The sequence below is a fragment of the Nitratireductor sp. GISD-1A_MAKvit genome, from assembly GCF_040819555.1.
Classification (GTDB): domain Bacteria; phylum Pseudomonadota; class Alphaproteobacteria; order Rhizobiales; family Rhizobiaceae; genus Nitratireductor.
In genome coordinates, this window is the sequence record NZ_CP161920.1 from 3,033,814 (window position 1) to 3,051,919 (window position 18,106).

The following is an 18,106-nucleotide window of genomic DNA, read 5'->3' on the forward strand; positions in this document are numbered from 1 at the left end:
GGTAAATATTCCGTAAGGAGGCTTGTCGATTTGCGAGCATGCGGAAGCTGTGCAATCTTCCCCTGCGTCAACTTTTCCCACTGGAGAGCCGGCATGTTCCGCACCCGCCTTTTGAGCGTCCTTGCAGTTCTTTTCTTTGCCCTTCCCGCATTTGCCGACGGAAAGACAATCATCGTCCTGGATGGCTCGGGGTCGATGTGGGGGCAGATCAATGGAACGACGAAGATCGAGATCGCCCGCGAAACCCTGCGCCGGGTGATGGAGACCCTGCCACAGAACACCGAGCTGGGTCTGGTTGCCTATGGGCACCGCGAAAAAGGCTCCTGCTCCGACATTGAAATCGCCATTCCGCCGGCTGCCGGCACGGCTGGCGCGATCGCGGATTTCGCCGACAGGCTCAATCCCAGGGGCAAGACCCCGCTGTCCGAAGCGGTCCGACAGGCCGCTGCCGAGCTTCGGATCGAAGAGAATGCGGCAACCGTCATTCTGGTGACCGACGGTCTTGAGACCTGCAATGCCGACCCATGCGCGCTCGGACGTGAGCTTGAGGCGGCCGGTGTCGACTTTACCGCGCATGTGGTGGGCTTTGGTCTTTCCGAGGAGGAAGGTCGGCAGGTCGCCTGCCTGGCCGAGAACACTGGCGGTCTCTACCTCAAGGCTGACGATGCCGGCCAGCTCGCCGAAGCGCTCGAAAGCACTGTCGCCAGCGCACCCGAACCCGAGCCACAGCCGGAACCGGTACCGGCTGCGGTCGAGTTCAATGTTCGTGGCATTGCCCGCCTGTCGGAAAACGGGCCGGACATGACAGACAACACCGAAGTGCGCTGGGATTTCATCCCGTTAGGCGAGAATGGCGAGCCCGCAAAACGCAGCGCCGCCGGTGCCTATCGCGGTGTTTTCGCCGCCAGCGTCCCCGCCGGCACCTATCGGGCAAAGGCCCAGCTCGGGCGCATCACTTACGAGACCGATGTCGAACTTACGACGGACAGGACAACGGATGTCGTCGCTGTGCTCGACGCGGGGCGGGTTGAGGTTACACCCAAGCGCACTCCTGAAGAATCAGGCGCCGATCAGAGTGCGCGTGTGGATGTGCATTTTGATGGAACCAAGGCTGGAGGCTATGGCGAGACGTCTGTGTGGGCCAAAGCCGGCACCATCAAGGTCACCGGAAACATCGGCAAGGCCACGGTCGAAGAAACCCATCAGCTTACCGCCGGCGAAACTCTCAAGCTGGATCTGATCATCGGTTCCGGTCTCGTTGTTCCCGCTGCCGTTTATGCCGAAGGCGGACCCGAGGTGGAAGGCAGCAGCATCCGTTTCGAGGTGAAAGAGGCCAAGGCCGATCTCAATGGAAACCGCAAGACCCTTTCGGGCCAGTATGGTCCCGGCAAGCAGGGAATGGACGTCCCACCGGGCGACTATGTGCTTCATGCAAGGCTGGGCAAGGCCGAAGCGATGGTGCCCATCACCGTAAAGGCGGGTGAACGCACGGAAGCGACCGTCAACATCAATGCGGGTGTTCTGGCAGTGTCCGCACCTGGTGCCTATCGGATCGAGTTTCTCGAAGGAAAGAAAGACATTCAGGGCAACCAGAAAACCCTGAGCGGTACCTATGCTGCCGAAGCGCAGGAAACGCTGACACCCGGATCCTATGAGGTCCTCGTACAATACGAAGGTGACAGGGCTGAGAAGCGTGAAAAGGTTTCCGTGACTGCCGGTGAACGCACCGAGGTCGTCATCGAATAGAGGGGCGAGAGCCAGGGGTGAACCGGGGCGGCACGGCGTTTTCACCAATGCCGTGCCGTCCTGCCTTGGCGGGAACACGCCCGGACGAGTGGTTGTCTAACGGCCCCATCCGGGCTATTCCCCCTGGCGTCTCCATTCCCGCTTTTGAACCAGCACAGGGTCCGTCATGACAGCACCAGAACTCGTCATCTTCGATTGCGACGGGGTTCTTGTCGATTCCGAAGTTATTGCCGCGCGCGTGGAGGCGCGCATGCTCACGGAGGCGGGGTTCGAGATCACGCCGGAGGAACTGGCCAGCCGCTATGCGGGCCTCACCTTCAGGGACATTCTCCTGTCCATCGAGGAAAGCGCCGAAGCCCCGCTTCAGGCAACCCTGCTCGACCGCGCCGAAAGCGAGGTCGACCGCAAGCTGCGCAAGGAGGTCAAACCGCTGGAGGGTGTGCATGAAGCCGTGGCAGGCGTCACGCTTCCCAAATGCGTCTGCTCGAATTCTAGCCAGGAGCGCGTGGAAGCGATGCTTGCGCGCACGCAACTGCTTTCGCTCTTCGAAGGCCATATCTTTTCGGCAATGGAAACGCCGACCCGGCAGCCCAAGCCTGCGCCGGATGTTTTTCTTCATGCTGCCGAAAAAATGGGCGCCGCGCCCGAACGCTGCTTCGTGATCGAGGATTCGGTGCACGGGATTGCCGGCGCAAAAGCCGCTGGCATGCGTGTCATCGGTTTTACCGGCGGAGCGCATATTCAGCCCGGCCATGCGGATCTCTTGATGGAGGCGGGCGCGGAAACGGTCATTCACCGCTTCAGGGATCTGGCTGCCGTTCTCGAGGCGCTGTCTGAATGGGCTGAAGACGCCTGAGCAAAATCCTCCTCACATCCTGATTCCGGTTGTGAGGATCACCCCCTTGTTTCAAAAAAGAAAAAGCGGGGAGATCGCCCCGCTTTCGTATCCAGCTTTTTCAGCGCTTCGTGGCTATCGGCCGCCGTCTGGCCCCTCGTCATATCCGACCATTAAACGAACGCTGCGATCGGGCGCGCCCGAAATCATGACGTTTGGATCGTTGAAGATGAACTGGGTGGCGCCAGCGGTGTCGTTGATGGCCACCTGGTGCTGGAACAGCTTGGAGTAAACCACCTCATCACCACGAAGGGCGACAATGCGTATCGGCATGGTGATGGACCCCGTGCTGCCGACGGGGCCAGGCACCACACGCCCGGCCACCGCAACAGTCATGCCGAACGAACCGGTGCCATAGTTGCATCTGCGCGTAACATCGGTGATCGACGCCTGATACAGGACCTTGTCAGGCTGGCCCTCCCCACCTTTCTGATAGGTGGTGAAATAGGCCGTGCCTTCACGCAGCGAGACCGGCGGGCAATAGGCGCGCAGTTCGCTTTCGCGCACCGCACCGCCCGGCTGGCTGCTGGTCTGGGCGACCTGCTGCTGGCGTTGAACATTGCCATCCTGCAGGTTGAGCCCGGCGGTTGCGTCGTCTGACTGGCAACCGGACACAATGGCAGTGGCGGAAAGCAGGATGGAACCAAATAAAAGACGATAATTGATCAAGTGACGTGCCCCGTGGATCTGCGCCTCCTTCTAGCAAACCGCAAACGGCGGAGCGAAAAGGCTGCGGAGAGATGACAGATTTTTCCGGCCAATTCCAGAAAACCCGTCATCGACAATCAATTTCCTTGCGGTTTGGGCGGAAAACCGGTTCCCACCCGTCCAGATCATGCTCTATACCAGACGCGCGAACGGAATGCGACGGGCTCTTGTCCGCGCTCCCTTTCTTCCTCGCAGTTCATGAGGCAGCACAAAGAATGGCGACAGATTATATCAGCACGCGTGGCGACACGCCGGCGCTTGGGTTTTCCGATGCGATGCTGGCGGGCCCTGGCCCGAGACGGCGGTCTTTATATCCCGCGTGAATGGCCGCAATTTTCCCAGGACGATATTCGCGCCATGCGCGGCCTGAGCTATGGCGAGATCGCCTATCGCGTTCTGTCCCCGTTCATTGGCGATGCCATAGACGAGGCGACCTTGCGTCGCATCATCGATGAGAGCTACGCCACTTTCAGGCACCCCGCCGTCTGCCCCCTCGTTCAGACGGACCACAACGAATTCATTCTGGAGCTTTTCCACGGCCCGACGCTCGCCTTCAAGGATGTCGCGATGCAGTTGTTGGCGCGCCTGATGGATCACGTGCTTGCCGAGCGCGGCGAGCGCGTCACCATTGTCGGCGCGACCTCCGGCGACACCGGGGGAGCCGCGATCGAAGCCTTTGCCGGCACAGAGCGGGCCGATGTCTTCATCCTGTTCCCCGAGGGTCGTGTCTCGCCGGTTCAGCAGCGCCAGATGACCACCTCTTCGGCACCGAATGTCCACGCCCTCGCGGTGAAGGGCAATTTCGACGATTGCCAGGCGCTGCTGAAGGACATGTTCAACGATCATCGCTTCCGCGACAGCGTCTCCCTCTCGGGCGTCAATTCGATCAACTGGGCCCGCGTCATGGCTCAGATCGTCTATTATTTCACCGCTGCCGTCTCGCTTGGAGCACCGGAACGGGCGTCGTCCTTTACCGTCCCCACCGGCAATTTCGGCGACATTTTCGCGGGCTACGCCGCCAGGGAAATGGGCCTGCCGATCGACCGGCTGGTGATCGCCACCAACGACAACGACATCCTTGCCCGCACACTTGCCACGGGCGAATACGCAACGCGCGATGTGGTTTCCACCACATCGCCTTCCATGGACATCCAGGTTTCCTCGAATTTCGAGCGTCTGCTCTATTTCGCTTCGGGCGGCAATGCCGAGGAGATTCGCGGATACATGAATGCGCTCAAACAGTCCGGCAGCTTCACGGTCGAAGAACACACGCTTGCGGCAATCCGTGAGGGTTTTCTGGCCGGTCGTTCAGACATGAGCGAAACCGCCCAGACCATTGAAACGGTCCGTAAAGAGAGCGGCTATCTCCTCGATCCGCACACTGCGGCAGGCGTGAAGGTCGCCCGTTCCCTGCCCGCTTCCGTCGCCCCCAGCGTGATCTTGTCCACCGCCCATCCGGCGAAGTTCCCCGCCGCGGTGAAAGACGCCAGCGGCATTGAGCCTGAACTGCCCGAATGGCTTGGCGACCTCATGAACCGCAAAGAATCCTTTACAGTCCTTCCATCAGATCTAAGAATGCTGCAGGATCATATTAGCCGCCTTGCGAGAGCGGCGCGTTAAGTTTGTTCAAGGAGTAAGAGCAATATGGGTGTTGAGGTAAGCCGTCTGTCGAACGGCCTGACGGTCGCAACCGAAACCCTGCCACATCTGGAAACCGTTGCGCTGGGGATCTGGGTCAAGTCCGGGTCACGCAATGAGCACGAGAATGAGCACGGTATTGCACATCTTTTGGAACACATGGCGTTCAAGGGCACAAGCAAGCGCAGCGCCCGCCAGATCGCCACGGACATCGAAGATGTCGGCGGCGAGATCAACGCGGCCACCAGCGTGGAAACCACTGCCTTTTATGCGCGTGTGCTCAGCGCGGACATGCCTCTGGCGGTGGAGCTTCTGTCCGACATCCTGACCGATTCCAGGTTCGATCCCCATGAACTTGAGCGGGAGCAGCACGTGATCCTGCAGGAGATCGGTGCGGCACACGATATTCCCGACGACATCGTTTTCGACCGGTTCACCGAAACGGCTTTCCGTCATCAGGCCCTTGGCCGCTCCGTTCTTGGAACCCCCGAAACGGTCCAGTCCTTCACTCCGGACCAGCTGCGTGGCTTTCTGGAGCGTCAGTATTCGGCGGACCGCATGGTGATTGTCGCCGCTGGCGGCCTGAAACATGACGACTTCGTGCGTGAGGTCGAAAACCGTCTTGGCAGCTTCCGCAGCAAGGCCGAGGGCAAGACGCCGCCCTATGCCCATTATGTTGGCGGAGACTTTCGTGAACATCGCGACCTGATGGATGCCCAGATCATTCTCGGCTTCGAAGGCCGGGCATACCATGTGCGTGACTTCTACGCCTCCCAGGTGCTTTCCACCATTCTCGGCGGGGGCATGTCATCGCGGCTTTTCCAGGAAGTGCGTGAGAAACACGGACTTTGCTATTCCGTCTACGCCTTCCACTGGGGCTTCTCCGATTCCGGCATCTTCGGTATCCATGCCGCGACAGGCAAAAGCGACATCGAGGAACTGGTCCCCCTGCTTTTGGGCGAATTGCAGAAAGCCGGGCAGGAGATTGGCGAGGACGAGCTCAGCCGTGCGCGGGCGCAATATCGGGCAGGCCTCATGATGGCACGCGAGAACCCGGCCAGCCGCGCCTCCCAGATCGCCCGTCAGTTGCTTCTCTATGGCCGCCCGATCGAGGTGGACGAGCTGATGGACCGCCTGTCCAATCTGACGGTCGATCGACTGACCGATCTCTCCCAGCGCCTTTTCACCTCCAAGCCGACCCTCGCAGCCATCGGTCCTGTTGGAACGCTTGCGCCTTTCGAAGCGATCCAGGATGCACTTGCCGAACAGGGCAGCCTGCCACGCAAGCTCGCCGTGTAAGGCGTACGCAGAAATATGCTGGACGTACCCTTTTTCCGCCGCCCGCCCCCGGCGCTCAAGGGTGAAACGGTGTTCCTCAGGGCCCCTGTAATGGCGGACCATGCGGCGTGGGCGAGGCTGCGCGAGGAAAGCCGGAACTTTCTCGTCCCCTGGGAGCCGAGCTGGGCGCCGGATGAACTGTCGCGAAGAGCTTACCGGCACCGCCTCAGGCGCTACCGCATGGAGCATGTCAACGGCACCGGGGCGAGCTTCTTTCTGTTCGACACCCAGACAGAAGCTCTTCTGGGAGGGATAACCATGTCCAACATTCGCCGCGGTGTCGCCCAGTCGGCCAGCATCGGCTACTGGATGGGAGAGCGCCATGCCGGGCGCGGTCTGATGCTCGCGGCCCTGCAACTGCTAATCCCCTACGCATTCGATGGCTTGCGGTTGCACCGCCTTGAAGCCGCCTGTATTCCAGACAATGGCAGGTCTGTCGGTTTACTTGAAAAAGCCGGATTTCAGCGCGAAGGCCTTCTCAAGTCCTATCTCAGGATCAACGGTTCTTGGCGCGATCACTATCTTTATGCGCTGATCGCCGAGGAGCGTCATGTGCCCGCAGTAAAAACACGAGGCTGAATTCGTTGTCGCGTTCATATTTCCTCGCAGCCTTTGCGCTTCTGGCCACCATCTTGATGGCCCTGGTCTCGGCATCCGGTGTGGCGAATGCCATTGAGCCCATCAAGATCGCCCGTGATGATGTCGCGCTGGACCTGTCGGGCGCGGTCGAGATCTATCGCGGTCAGGGCGAAGCCTTCCAGGTTTCGACGGCTCCGGATGTCGATGGCATCGTGCGGCGCATCGAGGTCGAGGCACAGGACGAGCGTTCCACGGGAGACTGGGCCGTCTTCGCGCTCGCGAACACGACGGACCAGCAGCTCGATCGCCTCATCGTCGCACCCCATTTTCGCCTGGTCGGTTCGGGCCTCATCTGGCCGGACCTGGGGTCTCAGCGTATTGCCGCCATCACCCCCAGCTCCGGCTTCACGCTGGACCGTCAGGAAAGTCCGGATGCAGACGAATTCCGCGTCACGCTCAATCCCGGCTCTGTCGTTACTTTCGTGGCCGAGCTTTCCTCCCCCAGCCTGCCACAGATCTATCTCTGGGATCCCGGTGCCTACAAGGACACGGTGAACGCCTACACGCTGTTTCGTGGCATCGTGATCGGCATTGCAGGCCTTCTGGCGCTGTTTCTGACCATCCTTTTCGTGGTCAAGGGAACGTCGATGTTCCCCGCCACGGCCGCTCTTGCCTGGGCGGTTCTGGCCTATATCTCCATCGATTTCGGTTTTTTGAACAAGGTCATCGAAATCACACCGGGAAATGAGCAGATATGGCGCGCCGGCACGGAAGTGGGCCTTGCGGCCACCCTCGTCGTCTTTCTCTTTGCCTATCTGAACCTCAATCGCTGGCACGATCACTTCAGCTATGGCGTGCTCGCCTGGATTCTGGGTCTTGGAATCATTGCCGGCTTTGCAATCATCGATCCCTCGGTTGCCGCCGGGATTGCCCGCATCTCCTTTGCCGCCACGGCGGTCGTTGGTCTGGGCATCATCATCTATCTCAGCCTGCAGGGCTATGACCGCGCCATCATGCTCGTTCCAAGCTGGGTCATGATCATCGCCTGGATGGTGGGGTCGTGGATGGCCATTACCGGCATTCTGGACAACGACATCGTCCAGCCAGCCATCGGCGGCGGGCTCATCCTGATCATTCTTCTGATCGGTTTCACGGTGATGCAGCATGCCTTTGCCGGCGGTGCGTTGTTTCAGGGCCTGTTCAGCGACATGGAGCGTCAGGCACTCGCGATTTCGGGTTCGGGCGATCTCGTCTGGGACTGGGACGTCTCGCGCGACCGGATCGTCACCCGTCCGGATGTGAGCCGGCAGCTGGGTCTATCATCAGGTAGCCTCACCGCACCTGCCCGCGACTGGCTCGCCGCCCTTCACACCGAAGACCGCGACACCTTCCGCACCATGCTGGACGTGGTGGTCGAACAGCGGCGGGGCCGCATCTCGCAGAGCTTCCGCCTGCGCGGTGCCGATGGGCACTATCACTGGTTCGATCTGCGGGCGCGGCCGGTCATCGGCTCGGATGGGCAAGTCATCCGCTGTGTGGGCACCATGGTGGATGTGACGGAGCAGAAAAAGGCTGAGGAGCGGCTGCTTCACGATGCCGTGCATGACAATCTCACCGGCCCTTCCGAGCCGCGAGCTGTTTCTCAACCGGCTTGACGCGATCATCTCCATCGCACGCACAGAACAGCAGGTGCGACCGACGGTTTTCGTGATCGACATCGACCGGTTCAAACAGGTCAATGAAGAGCTGGGCATCTCGGTTGGCGACACGATTCTCCTGACGATCGCCCGCAGGCTCCACCGTCTCCTGAAACCGCGTGATTCGCTGTGCCGTCTGTCCGGTGATCAGTTCGCCATGATCCTGCTTTCCGAGATCGAGCCAGCCCGCATTGCTGCCGTTGCCGATGCGATCAAACAGGCGATCCGCACGCCGGTCACCTTTGCCCGCCGCGAGATCATTCTCACCCCTTCCATCGGACTTATTTCGTGGACCACGACGCAGGAATCGGCTGAGGAAATGCTCAAGGATGCCGAGCTTGCGATGTATCAGGCAAAGCGCTTCGGTGGCGACCGTATCGAGCCCTTCCGTCCTGCCTTCCGCTCCAACGACAACAACCGACTGCGCATGGAGGCGGATCTCCAGCGGGCGATAGAACGCTCGGAGCTCAAACTTGCCTACCAGCCGATCATCCGCCTGTCGGATCAGTCGATTTCCGGATTTGAAGCTCTGCTGCGCTGGGACCATCCACGTCGTGGAGCGATTCCGCCAACCGACTTCATCCCCATCGCAGAAAGCTCCGGCCTGATCGTCCAGCTCGGTCTGTTCGCAATGCAGCAGGCCGCCGAAGATCTGTACCGCTGGCAAAGGCAGTATGCCGACACGCCCCTTTTTGTTTCCGTCAACATTTCAAGCCGGCAACTCATCCGGCGGGATCTGGTGGGCGATGTACGCTCCGTGATTGCCCGCTCGGGCATCTCACCAGACACCTTCCGCCTCGAATTGACGGAATCCGTGGTCATGGACAATCCCGAACAGTCCGTGCACGTGCTCCAGAAACTCAGAAAGACCGGCATCGGCCTTTCTCTGGATGATTTCGGGACCGGCTACTCATCGCTCTCCTACCTGTCGAGTTTTCCCTTCGATACGATCAAGATCGACCGACGCTTCCTGGAAGATCACACGCCACGCGGTGTGGCGCTGGTCCGCTCGATGGTCAAGATGGCCAAGGAACTGGATCTGGCCGTGGTTGCCGAAGGCGTCAGCGACCAGCAGGATGCCGAGCAGCTCACCGAGATGGGCTGTGATTTCGCACAGAGCTTCGTTTTCGGAGAACCCGCAGATGCGGAAGCCACGGACAAGCTCCTTCTTGAGTTGACGACGGCCGCCAAATCCTGAAATCGCCCAGGTCATGGAGCCGGCGCTGCCGCGCCTGCCGGGCTTTATGCGTGGCCGGCCGTCAGGCTGAGATTTGCCGCATCGATGCCGATGGAAGCCAGAACGCCGTCATACTTCTGGTCAAGTTCTCCCTCGAACAGAAGCTCGGGCGTTGCCGGGCATGTCAGCCAGCCGTTTTCCCCGATTTCCATTTCGAGCTGTCCCGCGCCCCACCCTGCATAACCAAGGGCCATCAGGGCGCAGCGCGGCCCCTGACCGAGCGAGATCGCACGCAGCATGTCCACCGTTGCGGTGAGGCAGACACTGTCGGAAACCGGCATGGACGACTCCACCACATAGTCATCCGTGTGCAGCACGAAACCGCGGCTGCGGTCCACCGGGCCGCCATTGCGCACCGGCATGTCGCGCGCCTGTGGCGGCAGCCTGATGGCCTCGGACTGCTCCAGAATGCCTAATTGCACCAGGATTTCGGGAAAGGCGAGCTGCTGCGGCTGATTGATGATCAGCCCCATTGCGCCTTCTTCGCTGTGCGCGCACAGATAGATGACAGCGCGAGCAAACCGCTCGTCACGCATGCCCGGCATTGCGATCAGGAACTGGTTTTCCAGATAGGGGCTGCCCGTCATTTCCCTGCTTTGCGCTTGTATATCCATTGCCGCAGGGTAGCGCTTTTTCACACGCCTTTAAAGATGGATCTCCGCTTGCCCCGGCTCCGCCCTTCACACAGATATGATTGCCGGGCCAGAAGCGTGTGTTGCGCACGCATCGCGTGCTCTGCAGTCTTTCTCGATGTTCCGAATCATACTGTCCCTGCTCGCGCTCATGGCGCCCTTCCCCGCGTTTTCGGCGTCCAGTCAATGGGCGAAGAGCGAGGGTGGCGCCGTTCGGCTCGTGACAACAGGCCTGCCCGACAAGCACGGCCGTCTGCGTGGTGCACTCGAAATTCGGCTTGAACCCGGCTGGAAAACCTACTGGCGCAACCCCGGGCCCGCCGGGATCCCCCCACAACTCGACCTCTCCCGCAGTCCCGGCATTGAAGCTGTCGAGGTGGAGTTTCCGCCTCCGCGCCGCATCCGTGACGGTGACATCCAGTGGGCAGGGTACACACAGTCTGTCTCGCTGCCGGTCACCTTCACTTTCGAAAATGCCGAAACGGTCACACTCATCGATGCGGATGTGTTTCTGGGAATCTGCAAGACCATCTGCATTCCGTTTCAGGCTTCCTTTCTTATCGACCCGGGGGCCGGAGCCAGTAACGCTGCAGACGCTCTGGTGGTCCAGCGTGCGTTCGACCGGCTTCCCGGCCCGGCCAATGACGAGCTTGGCCTTGTCGGAATCAGACGGGAACAGTCCCGCCTCGTCCTGACTGCGACCCTGCCGGAGGGCGCCCGCAACCCGGTTCTGTTTCTGGACCATCAGCGCTCGCATCTTCTTGCCACGCCTCAGCTGACGGGACGCGGGGGCGCACACGCCACCTTTGCAGTCGAAATATCCGGCCGAGCCGATGGAAAGCTTGAAACCACACAGCTCCTGTATACGTTGACCGTCGAGGGAAAAGCGGTTCACGGAACCATTCGGATTCCATAGGGTCGTTTTTCAGAAATTTCTCTTTTCAGTCTCGGGAGTTCACATGAAAGTTTCGGTTGGAGATCGCATACCGGACACCGCCTTCAAGACCGTTGGGGCAGAAGGGGCGGAAGATGTTTCCGCGCCTGATTTTTTCGCAGGCAGGAAAATCGTCCTGTTTGGCGTTCCCGGTGCTTTCACCCCCACATGCAGCAACAGCCACCTGCCGGGTTTTGTGGAAAACGGCAATGCGATCCGCGAACGAGGCGCCGATGAGATTGCGGTCGTCTCGGTCAACGATGCCTTCGTGATGCAGGGCCTGGGCCGGCTTCACCGGCGCGCAGGACAAGATCACCTTCATCGCCGACGGCAATGGAGAGTTCACGGAAGCCCTGGGGCTCGACACGGATCTTTCGGTCGCGGGGCTGGGCAAACGCTCAAAGCGCTATTCGATGATCGTTGACGATGGTGTCGTCAAGGCGATCAACATCGAGGAAAATGCCGGTCAGGCAGAGATCAGCGGCGCGGCCCGCATCCTCGAACAGCTGCAGAGCTGAGACATCAAAAAGGCCGGTTCGGACCCGGACCGGCCTTTTTCTCAAAACGCTGCGCCCCGAACCTGCAGGCAGTTCAGCCCCGCTTCTTCTTGAAAGGCTCCATTCCCGCTCTGGCCAGCGCGTCCGCGCGCTCGTTCTCCGGATGGCCTGCATGGCCCTTCACCCAGTGCCAGCGGATCTTGTGGCGTTTGCGGGCCTCGTCGAGCGCCTGCCAGAGTTCCGCATTCTTCACCGGCTTCTTCGCTGCGGTTTTCCAGCCATTGCGCTTCCAGCCCTCGATCCAGCCCGAAATGCCGTCCCGCACATAGACACTGTCGGTGTAGAGATCCACTTCACAGGGGCGCTTGAGCGCGTTCAGCGCTTCGATGGCCGCCTTCAGTTCCATGCGGTTGTTGGTGGTTTCGGCTTCGCCGCCGGAAAGCTCCTTTTCGGCTCCATTGTGGCGCAGCAATGCACCCCATCCGCCCGGCCCCGGATTGCCCGAACAGGCCCCGTCCGTATAGATTTCAACGCATGTCAAATTATGCCGATCCCGTATTCAGAAGGTGAGTTGATCTGCCGGTGGAACCGCAGCCGCCGGACATATTCCATCGGATCACGCTTGTTGACCAGCGCACCGTCGGGGATCGTCAGCCAGTCATAAAGCCGTGTCAGCATGAACCGCAGCGCCGAGCCCCGCGCCAGAAGCGGCAGCGCCTCGATTTCCGGTGTGGTGAGCGGGCGGACCGATTGATAGCCTTCAAGAAGCGCGGTTCCCTTGGTGAGATTGTAGGACCCGTCCTTTTCGAAACACCAGGCGTTGATGCAGGTGGCGATGTCGTAGGCCAGAAGATCGTTGCAGGCGAAGTAGAAGTCGATGATGCCAGAAACGCGCTCCCCGAGGAAAAACACGTTGTCGGGAAAGAGGTCGGCATGGATGACGCCTGAAGGCAGGTCCACCGGCCATTCCTTTTCCAGCGCAGTCAGATCGGCTTCCACCTCGGCCTCGAGCCCCGGTTCCACCTCATTGGCACGCGGCTTCGCCTTCTCCCAGAGCGGTCGCCAGTCGCCCACGGTCAGCGCGTTGGGCCGCGTCAGATCGAATCCCTGTGCCGCCAGGTGCATTCCTGCCATTGCCTTGCCGACCTCGCGGCAATGCTTTGGAGCGGGCTTTCTAAGCCACATGCCTTCCAGAAACGTGATAAGCGCCGCCGGGCGCCCGGCGATCTCGCTGATAACCTTTCCGTCGCGCCGATGAACCGGCAGCGGGCAGGTCACGCCATTGCCGGCCAGATGCTCCATCAGCCCCAGGAAAAACGGTAGATCGGGACGCTCCACCCGGCGTTCGTAAAGCGTCAGTATGTAGGCCGCTTTCGAAGTGTGCACCAGATAGTTCGAGTTCTCTGAGCCCTCGGCAATTCCCTTGTAGGAAAGCAGTTCACCAGCGTCATACTCGGTCAGAAGCGCACCGAGTTCGACCTCGGAAACATCGGTATAGACTGCCATGCCTAGGCGCTACCATTCACGAAAGCCATGTCGGCGCTTGTCAGCTCCACATCCCGGATTGCGCGCATGACCGGGAAATTCTCCGTTTCCTCCGCCGTGATGGCGAGTTCCACGGACACATCGAAACGTTCACGGAAAGCATCGATAATTTCGTTGACGATGATTTCAGGAGCCGAAGCACCGGCCGAGAGGCCCAGAACGCGTATGCCGTCCACTTCGTCCCACGGTATTTCGGAGGCACGCTGCACCAGAAGCGAGCGCTTGGCACCGGCGCGCTCTGCCACTTCCACTAGGCGCCGCGAATTGGAAGAGTTGGGCGCCCCGACGACCAGGAAAAGATCAGAACCGGGCGCAGCCTTTTTCACCGCTTCCTGACGGTTGGTGGTGGCATAACAAATGGATTCGGCCGCCGGCGCATGCATGTCCGGAAACCTCTCTTCAAGAGCCTTCAGGACATCGGCCGTATCCTCGACCGACAAGGTGGTCTGGCTGACAAATCCGAGTTCGGTATCGCCCGGACGTTCCAGCTTGCGGGCGCATTCCACGGTCTCCACCAGCGTCACCGTGCCCTCGGGCAATTGCCCCATCGTGCCGATGACTTCCGGATGCCCGGCATGTCCGATCAGCAGGACATGCCTTCCAAGCCGGTGGTGCCGCATGGCCTGCTTGTGCACCTTGGACACCAGAGGGCATGTCGCGTCGAGATAGAAGAGGTTGCGGCTCTCGGCATCGGCTGGAACTGATTTCGGCACCCCATGCGCGGAAAAGACCACCGGGCAGTCGTGGTGCTCTTCCGGGATCTCGCTCAGTTCCTCGATGAACACCGCGCCGCGTTCCTGTAGGCCCTCAACCACATAGCGATTGTGGACGATCTCATGGCGCACATAGACCGGAGCGCCGTATTTCTTCAGCGCCAGAACCACGATCTGAATGGCGCGATCAACGCCGGCACAGAATCCGCGTGGTCCGCACAACCTCAGCGTCAGCTTCTGTTTCGTCATATCCGCAGCCATCATGGGAATTCCTTTTGCTCACGCCGGAAATGGCGGGTTGGCACGGTCAATGTCAAGGCCTCGGTTTGAGGGTTCAGCCCGGACGGCGAGACCTTTGCCACCAGAGGAAGAGGACACCGCAAAGTGCAAGCGCCAGCCCGTACCACGTGACCGCGTACTGAAGATGATTGTTGGGGAGATCGATGCGCGTGACACCTCCTACCGGCAGTCCGCCGGGATTGGGCGTGTCGTCGGCATCCACGTAGAAAGGCAGAACTTTCGCCGCAGACGGGAGACCTGCCGTTCTGGCCATCGTGTCGAGGTCTTTCCAGTAGAAGATGTTCTTCCCGATATCGTTGTCGGGCACGATGAAAGAGGGTTTCTCGGTCAGACCGTTGCGGGCAAGTCCATTGACACGGACCCCGCCGATCACCTGCCCCTCGCTGCGGGTGGCAGGATCCTTGCGGTCAAACGGCACGAATCCCCGGTTGACGAAGATGAACCGCCCGTCATCGAGCTTGAGCGGCGTGTGCACGAAATAGCCAGACTGCCCCTGCCAGGTCGCAAAATAGTGCCGTTCGCCCGTGTGACGAAAAGCGCCCTCCACCCGGACCGGCCGGTACTCCACATCCCCCGACTGCGCATGGACCTGTTCCATCGTGGACAGATCGACAGGCCCGGCATTGATCCGAAGTTCGATCTGGTCGATCAGCGCCTCTTTCCACTGCAGCCGCTTCACCTGCCAGGTCCCCAGCGCCAGAAGACAGGCCAGCACCACCCCACTCAAGAGGACGGGCAGCCATGCCATGCTGGAGGGTGCAGTGTCTCGCTCTCTTGAAGTCATTAACAATCCAGCACGCCCTTGCCTCTTCATGATCGATGGGACCTCCGGCGCATTCCCCGAGACAGCTCGCAGCTCTCTCCGGCACACGGTCCGCGTTTCGGTGATACGCCTATCATGATCCGGCGGGCATGGTCGACGCCGCCCCTTGCCGCACCAGCACTTGTTCCCATCTGATAGGCCAGAAACATGGCCGGAAAAGGAAAACGGCCGGGTCGCCCCGGCCGTTTCTCGCAAAATCGCTACACATGCGTCAATGCGCGATGGTGGCCCCTGCCGAAGCCCAGACATAGACGAAGACGAACAGGAAAAGCCAGACAACGTCCACAAAGTGCCAGTACCAGGCAGCGGCTTCGAAGCCGAAATGCTGTTTCGGCGTGAAATCGCCGGCCATGGCGCGAATGAGACAGACAAGCAGGAACACCGTGCCGACGAACACGTGGAAACCATGGAAGCCCGTCGCCATGTAGAACGTCGCTCCGTAGATCGAATCGGAGAACGCGAAAGGCGCATGCATGTATTCGTAGATCTGCACGAAGGAGAACAGCACACCCAGCGCCACGGTCAGGGCAAGCCCCCACACAAGGCCCTTGCGGTCGTCTTCAAGCAGCGCATGGTGCGCCCAGGTCACGGCCGTTCCCGACAGAAGCAGGATGATCGTGTTGTAGAGCGGCAGATGGAACGGGTCCAGAACCTCGACACCAGCCGGCGGCCAAACGCCACCGGTGTATTCGGTACGGGCGGCCAGGACGGCATCACCCGGGAACAGGCTCGCATCAAAGAAGGCCCAGAACCATGCAACGAAAAACATGAGCTCCGAAGCGATGAACATGATCATGCCGTAGCGCAGATGAAGCGAAACGACGCGTGTGTGATGCCCTTCATGGCCTTCACGGATGGTATCGGCCCACCACGAATACATGGTGAACAGAACCAGGAACACACCGATCAGGAAAAGCCAGTAGTTGGTTGCGGCAAGATCGAAACCGAAGATGGTGAAATCGGCACCCTTGAGTGCCTTCATCCAGGCAATGCCGCCGATGGACATGACCAGAGCGCCTACCGATCCAACGAAAGGCCATGGGCTCGGGTCGATGATGTGATAGTCGTGATGTTTAGCGTGCGCGTCGGCCATGTCAGCCCCCGAGATTCTCGTTCTGATTGATGTTGGTCTTGGGCGCGGCAGCAAGCGGCGCCTTCTTCTCAAGCGGGAAGAATGTGTAGGAAAGCGTTATTGCATTGATGTTCTTGAGCTCAGGCACATTGATGATCTCCGGGTCGACAAAGAACACGACCGGCATGTCATAGGATTGCCCTGGCTGCAACTCCTGTTCGGTGAAGCAGAAACACTCAACCTTGTTGAAATAGGCTCCGGCCTGCGGCGGCGAAACGTTGAATGTCGCGGTGCCGGAAGTCGGTTCGTTCGAAAGATTGCGCGACACATAGGAGATCTGCTTCGTCTCGCCCAGTCGCAGCGTGACCTCACGCTGTTTGGGCTGAAACTCCCATGGAACGCCATTGGTGTTTGCATCGAAACGAACGGTGATCGTTCGATCAAGAATCGTATCGGAATACTGTTCGACACGCTGTGTGGTGCCACCATATCCCGTCACCTGACAGAACAGCTGATAGAGCGGCACTGCGGCATAGGCCATGCCGATCATGCCCCCCACAACGGCGGTACAAAGAATCGCCGCATTGCGATTGCGCCTGCTGGCCGTCTGTTTCTGGTCTGTCGTCCCGCCGCTCATGTCACACCTCACATCGCACGCTCAAACAGGCCCGGGCCGATCTTGGCCAGGCTACCGATATAAACGATCACGACGAAAGCAGCGAGCGCCAGGGCAAGCGCGATGGAGCGCTTGCGGCGCGCCTTCAGCTGGGCTTCGGTCGGTTTCACAAACTCCTTGTCCATCACATCACCTCACAGGACCAGTCCGAAGCCGGCAAGCAGCCGCTCGGCGAGAAGGGCCGTGAACAGAGCAAAGAGATAAAGCAGGGAGTATCCGAACAGAGCCTTGGCAGGCTTCATGTCGGTGTCACTTTCGGGCATGCGAAGCACCCGCCAGGAGTACCAGACAAAACCTGCCCCCAGAATGGTGGCGATCGCGCCGTAGGCAAGGCTGGCGAAGCCCGCAACCACCGGCAAAACCCCGCTGGCGGCGAGAAGCAGCGCATAGATGAAGATCTGCTTCTTGGTCGCTGCGTGTCCTGCCACATTGGGCAGCATGGGAACGCCCGCGCGCTCGTAGTCGCCCGATTTGAACAGTGCCAGCGCCCAGAAATGCGGCGGCGTCCACAAAAAGATGATGAGGAAAAGCACAAGGCTTTCCACGCTCACCGTACCCGTGACAGCGGCCCAGCCGACAACCGGCGGAAGCGCGCCTGCAGCACCGCCGATGACGATGTTCTGCGGCGTGGAGCGCTTGAGCCACATCGTGTAGATCACGGCGTAGAAGAAGATGGTGAAGGCCAGCAGCGCGGCCGCCGTCCAGTTGGCCATCAGGCCAAGCGTCGCAACGGAGAAGGCCGAAAGCACCAGTCCGAAGCCAAGAGCCTCGCCCGGCGTGACGCGACCGGCTGGAACCGGCCGGCGGGCCGTGCGGCCCATCACCGCGTCGATGTCGGCGTCGTACCACATGTTGAGCGAGCCGGAAGCGCCCGCCCCCACTGCGATGGCCATGATGGAGATCAGGGCCAGCAGAGGATTCGGCACGCCAGGCGCCATCACCATGCCGACGAAGGCCGTGAAAACGACAAGTGACATGACACGCGGCTTCAACAGCGCGATGAAATCACCGGGCGCCGCCTCGGAAAGGCGAAACCCCGTGTCGTCCATATGCTCCTGATCAACCAGTGCCATATC

Annotated in this window: 15 protein-coding genes and 3 pseudogenes; 8 read left to right on the forward strand and 10 right to left on the reverse strand. The window is 60.4% G+C overall.

What is annotated here, in order from left to right; translation table 11 throughout:
- The first annotated feature begins 93 nt into the window (after positions 1 to 93).
- Together AB2N04_RS15930 and AB2N04_RS15935 are read left to right on the forward strand one after the other, a co-directional pair.
- On the forward strand, positions 94 to 1,746 hold the full coding sequence (locus tag AB2N04_RS15930) for a VWA domain-containing protein (protein WP_367715482.1): 1,653 nt from the start codon (positions 94 to 96) through the stop codon (positions 1,744 to 1,746).
- Between the two features lie 166 nt (positions 1,747 to 1,912).
- A complete protein-coding gene (locus tag AB2N04_RS15935) occupies positions 1,913 to 2,602 on the forward strand; it encodes an HAD family hydrolase (protein ID WP_367715483.1) in 690 nt (229 codons plus the stop codon).
- A gap of 114 nt (positions 2,603 to 2,716) precedes the next feature.
- Here the strand turns inward: AB2N04_RS15935 and AB2N04_RS15940 are convergent, their stop codons facing one another.
- On the reverse strand, positions 2,717 to 3,310 hold the full coding sequence (locus AB2N04_RS15940; protein WP_367715484.1) for a hypothetical protein: 594 nt from the start codon (positions 3,308 to 3,310) through the stop codon (positions 2,717 to 2,719).
- Between the two features lie 254 nt (positions 3,311 to 3,564).
- On the opposite strand from AB2N04_RS15940, the pseudogene thrC reads away from it, so the two are divergent.
- The 4 genes and pseudogenes from thrC (at position 3,565) to AB2N04_RS15960 (ending at position 9,799) form a co-directional block, all read left to right on the forward strand.
- A pseudogene (gene thrC, locus AB2N04_RS15945) lies at positions 3,565 to 4,969 on the forward strand (threonine synthase).
- 24 nt (positions 4,970 to 4,993) lie between these two features.
- Positions 4,994 to 6,286, forward strand: coding sequence for a M16 family metallopeptidase (locus AB2N04_RS15950; protein ID WP_367715486.1), 1,293 nt, complete (start codon positions 4,994 to 4,996; stop codon positions 6,284 to 6,286).
- A gap of 15 nt (positions 6,287 to 6,301) precedes the next feature.
- A complete protein-coding gene (locus tag AB2N04_RS15955) occupies positions 6,302 to 6,904 on the forward strand; it encodes a GNAT family N-acetyltransferase (protein ID WP_367715487.1) in 603 nt (200 codons plus the stop codon).
- Positions 6,905 to 6,960: 56 nt separating this feature from the next.
- Positions 6,961 to 9,799 (forward strand): annotated as a pseudogene (locus AB2N04_RS15960) (EAL domain-containing protein).
- Between the two features lie 44 nt (positions 9,800 to 9,843).
- Here AB2N04_RS15960 and AB2N04_RS15965 read toward each other — a convergent pair.
- On the reverse strand, positions 9,844 to 10,425 hold the full coding sequence (locus AB2N04_RS15965; protein WP_367715488.1) for a YqgE/AlgH family protein: 582 nt from the start codon (positions 10,423 to 10,425) through the stop codon (positions 9,844 to 9,846).
- A 163-nt stretch (positions 10,426 to 10,588) separates the two neighbouring features.
- Between AB2N04_RS15965 and AB2N04_RS15970 the strand changes: the two genes are divergently transcribed.
- Positions 10,589 to 11,386: a protein-disulfide reductase DsbD domain-containing protein gene (locus AB2N04_RS15970; RefSeq protein ID WP_367715489.1), complete on the forward strand. Its 798-nt coding sequence runs from the start codon at positions 10,589 to 10,591 to the stop codon at positions 11,384 to 11,386.
- A gap of 43 nt (positions 11,387 to 11,429) precedes the next feature.
- A pseudogene (locus AB2N04_RS15975) lies at positions 11,430 to 11,922 on the forward strand (peroxiredoxin).
- A gap of 73 nt (positions 11,923 to 11,995) precedes the next feature.
- On the opposite strand, the gene rnhA reads toward AB2N04_RS15975, so the two are convergent.
- From rnhA to AB2N04_RS16015, 8 genes are all read right to left on the reverse strand, one after another.
- Positions 11,996 to 12,442 (reverse strand): ribonuclease HI, encoded by a 447-nt coding sequence (rnhA, locus tag AB2N04_RS15980; protein WP_367715490.1) that lies wholly within the window; start codon positions 12,440 to 12,442, stop codon positions 11,996 to 11,998.
- Entirely contained in the window at positions 12,439 to 13,407 is a 969-nt protein-coding gene (locus AB2N04_RS15985) for a homoserine kinase (RefSeq protein WP_367715491.1), read from the reverse strand. The genes rnhA and AB2N04_RS15985 overlap by 4 nt, the downstream gene beginning before the upstream one ends.
- A 2-nt stretch (positions 13,408 to 13,409) precedes the next feature.
- Entirely contained in the window at positions 13,410 to 14,420 is a 1,011-nt protein-coding gene (gene ispH / locus AB2N04_RS15990; RefSeq protein ID WP_367718833.1) for a 4-hydroxy-3-methylbut-2-enyl diphosphate reductase, read from the reverse strand.
- Between the two features lie 73 nt (positions 14,421 to 14,493).
- The gene (locus tag AB2N04_RS15995) at positions 14,494 to 15,207 is read right to left on the reverse strand and encodes an SURF1 family protein (RefSeq protein ID WP_367715492.1); all 714 of its coding nucleotides are present in this window, start codon (positions 15,205 to 15,207) and stop codon (positions 14,494 to 14,496) included.
- A gap of 286 nt (positions 15,208 to 15,493) precedes the next feature.
- Positions 15,494 to 16,375, reverse strand: coding sequence for a cytochrome c oxidase subunit 3 (locus tag AB2N04_RS16000; protein ID WP_367715493.1), 882 nt, complete (start codon positions 16,373 to 16,375; stop codon positions 15,494 to 15,496).
- Between the two features lies 1 nt (position 16,376).
- Positions 16,377 to 16,991: a cytochrome c oxidase assembly protein gene (locus AB2N04_RS16005; protein WP_367715494.1), complete on the reverse strand. Its 615-nt coding sequence runs from the start codon at positions 16,989 to 16,991 to the stop codon at positions 16,377 to 16,379.
- A gap of 8 nt (positions 16,992 to 16,999) precedes the next feature.
- Positions 17,000 to 17,155: a hypothetical protein gene (locus AB2N04_RS16010; RefSeq protein ID WP_367715495.1), complete on the reverse strand. Its 156-nt coding sequence runs from the start codon at positions 17,153 to 17,155 to the stop codon at positions 17,000 to 17,002.
- Positions 17,156 to 17,164: 9 nt separating this feature from the next.
- Entirely contained in the window at positions 17,165 to 18,103 is a 939-nt protein-coding gene (locus AB2N04_RS16015) for a heme o synthase (RefSeq protein ID WP_367715497.1), read from the reverse strand.
- Between the last annotated feature and the right edge of the window lie 3 nt (positions 18,104 to 18,106).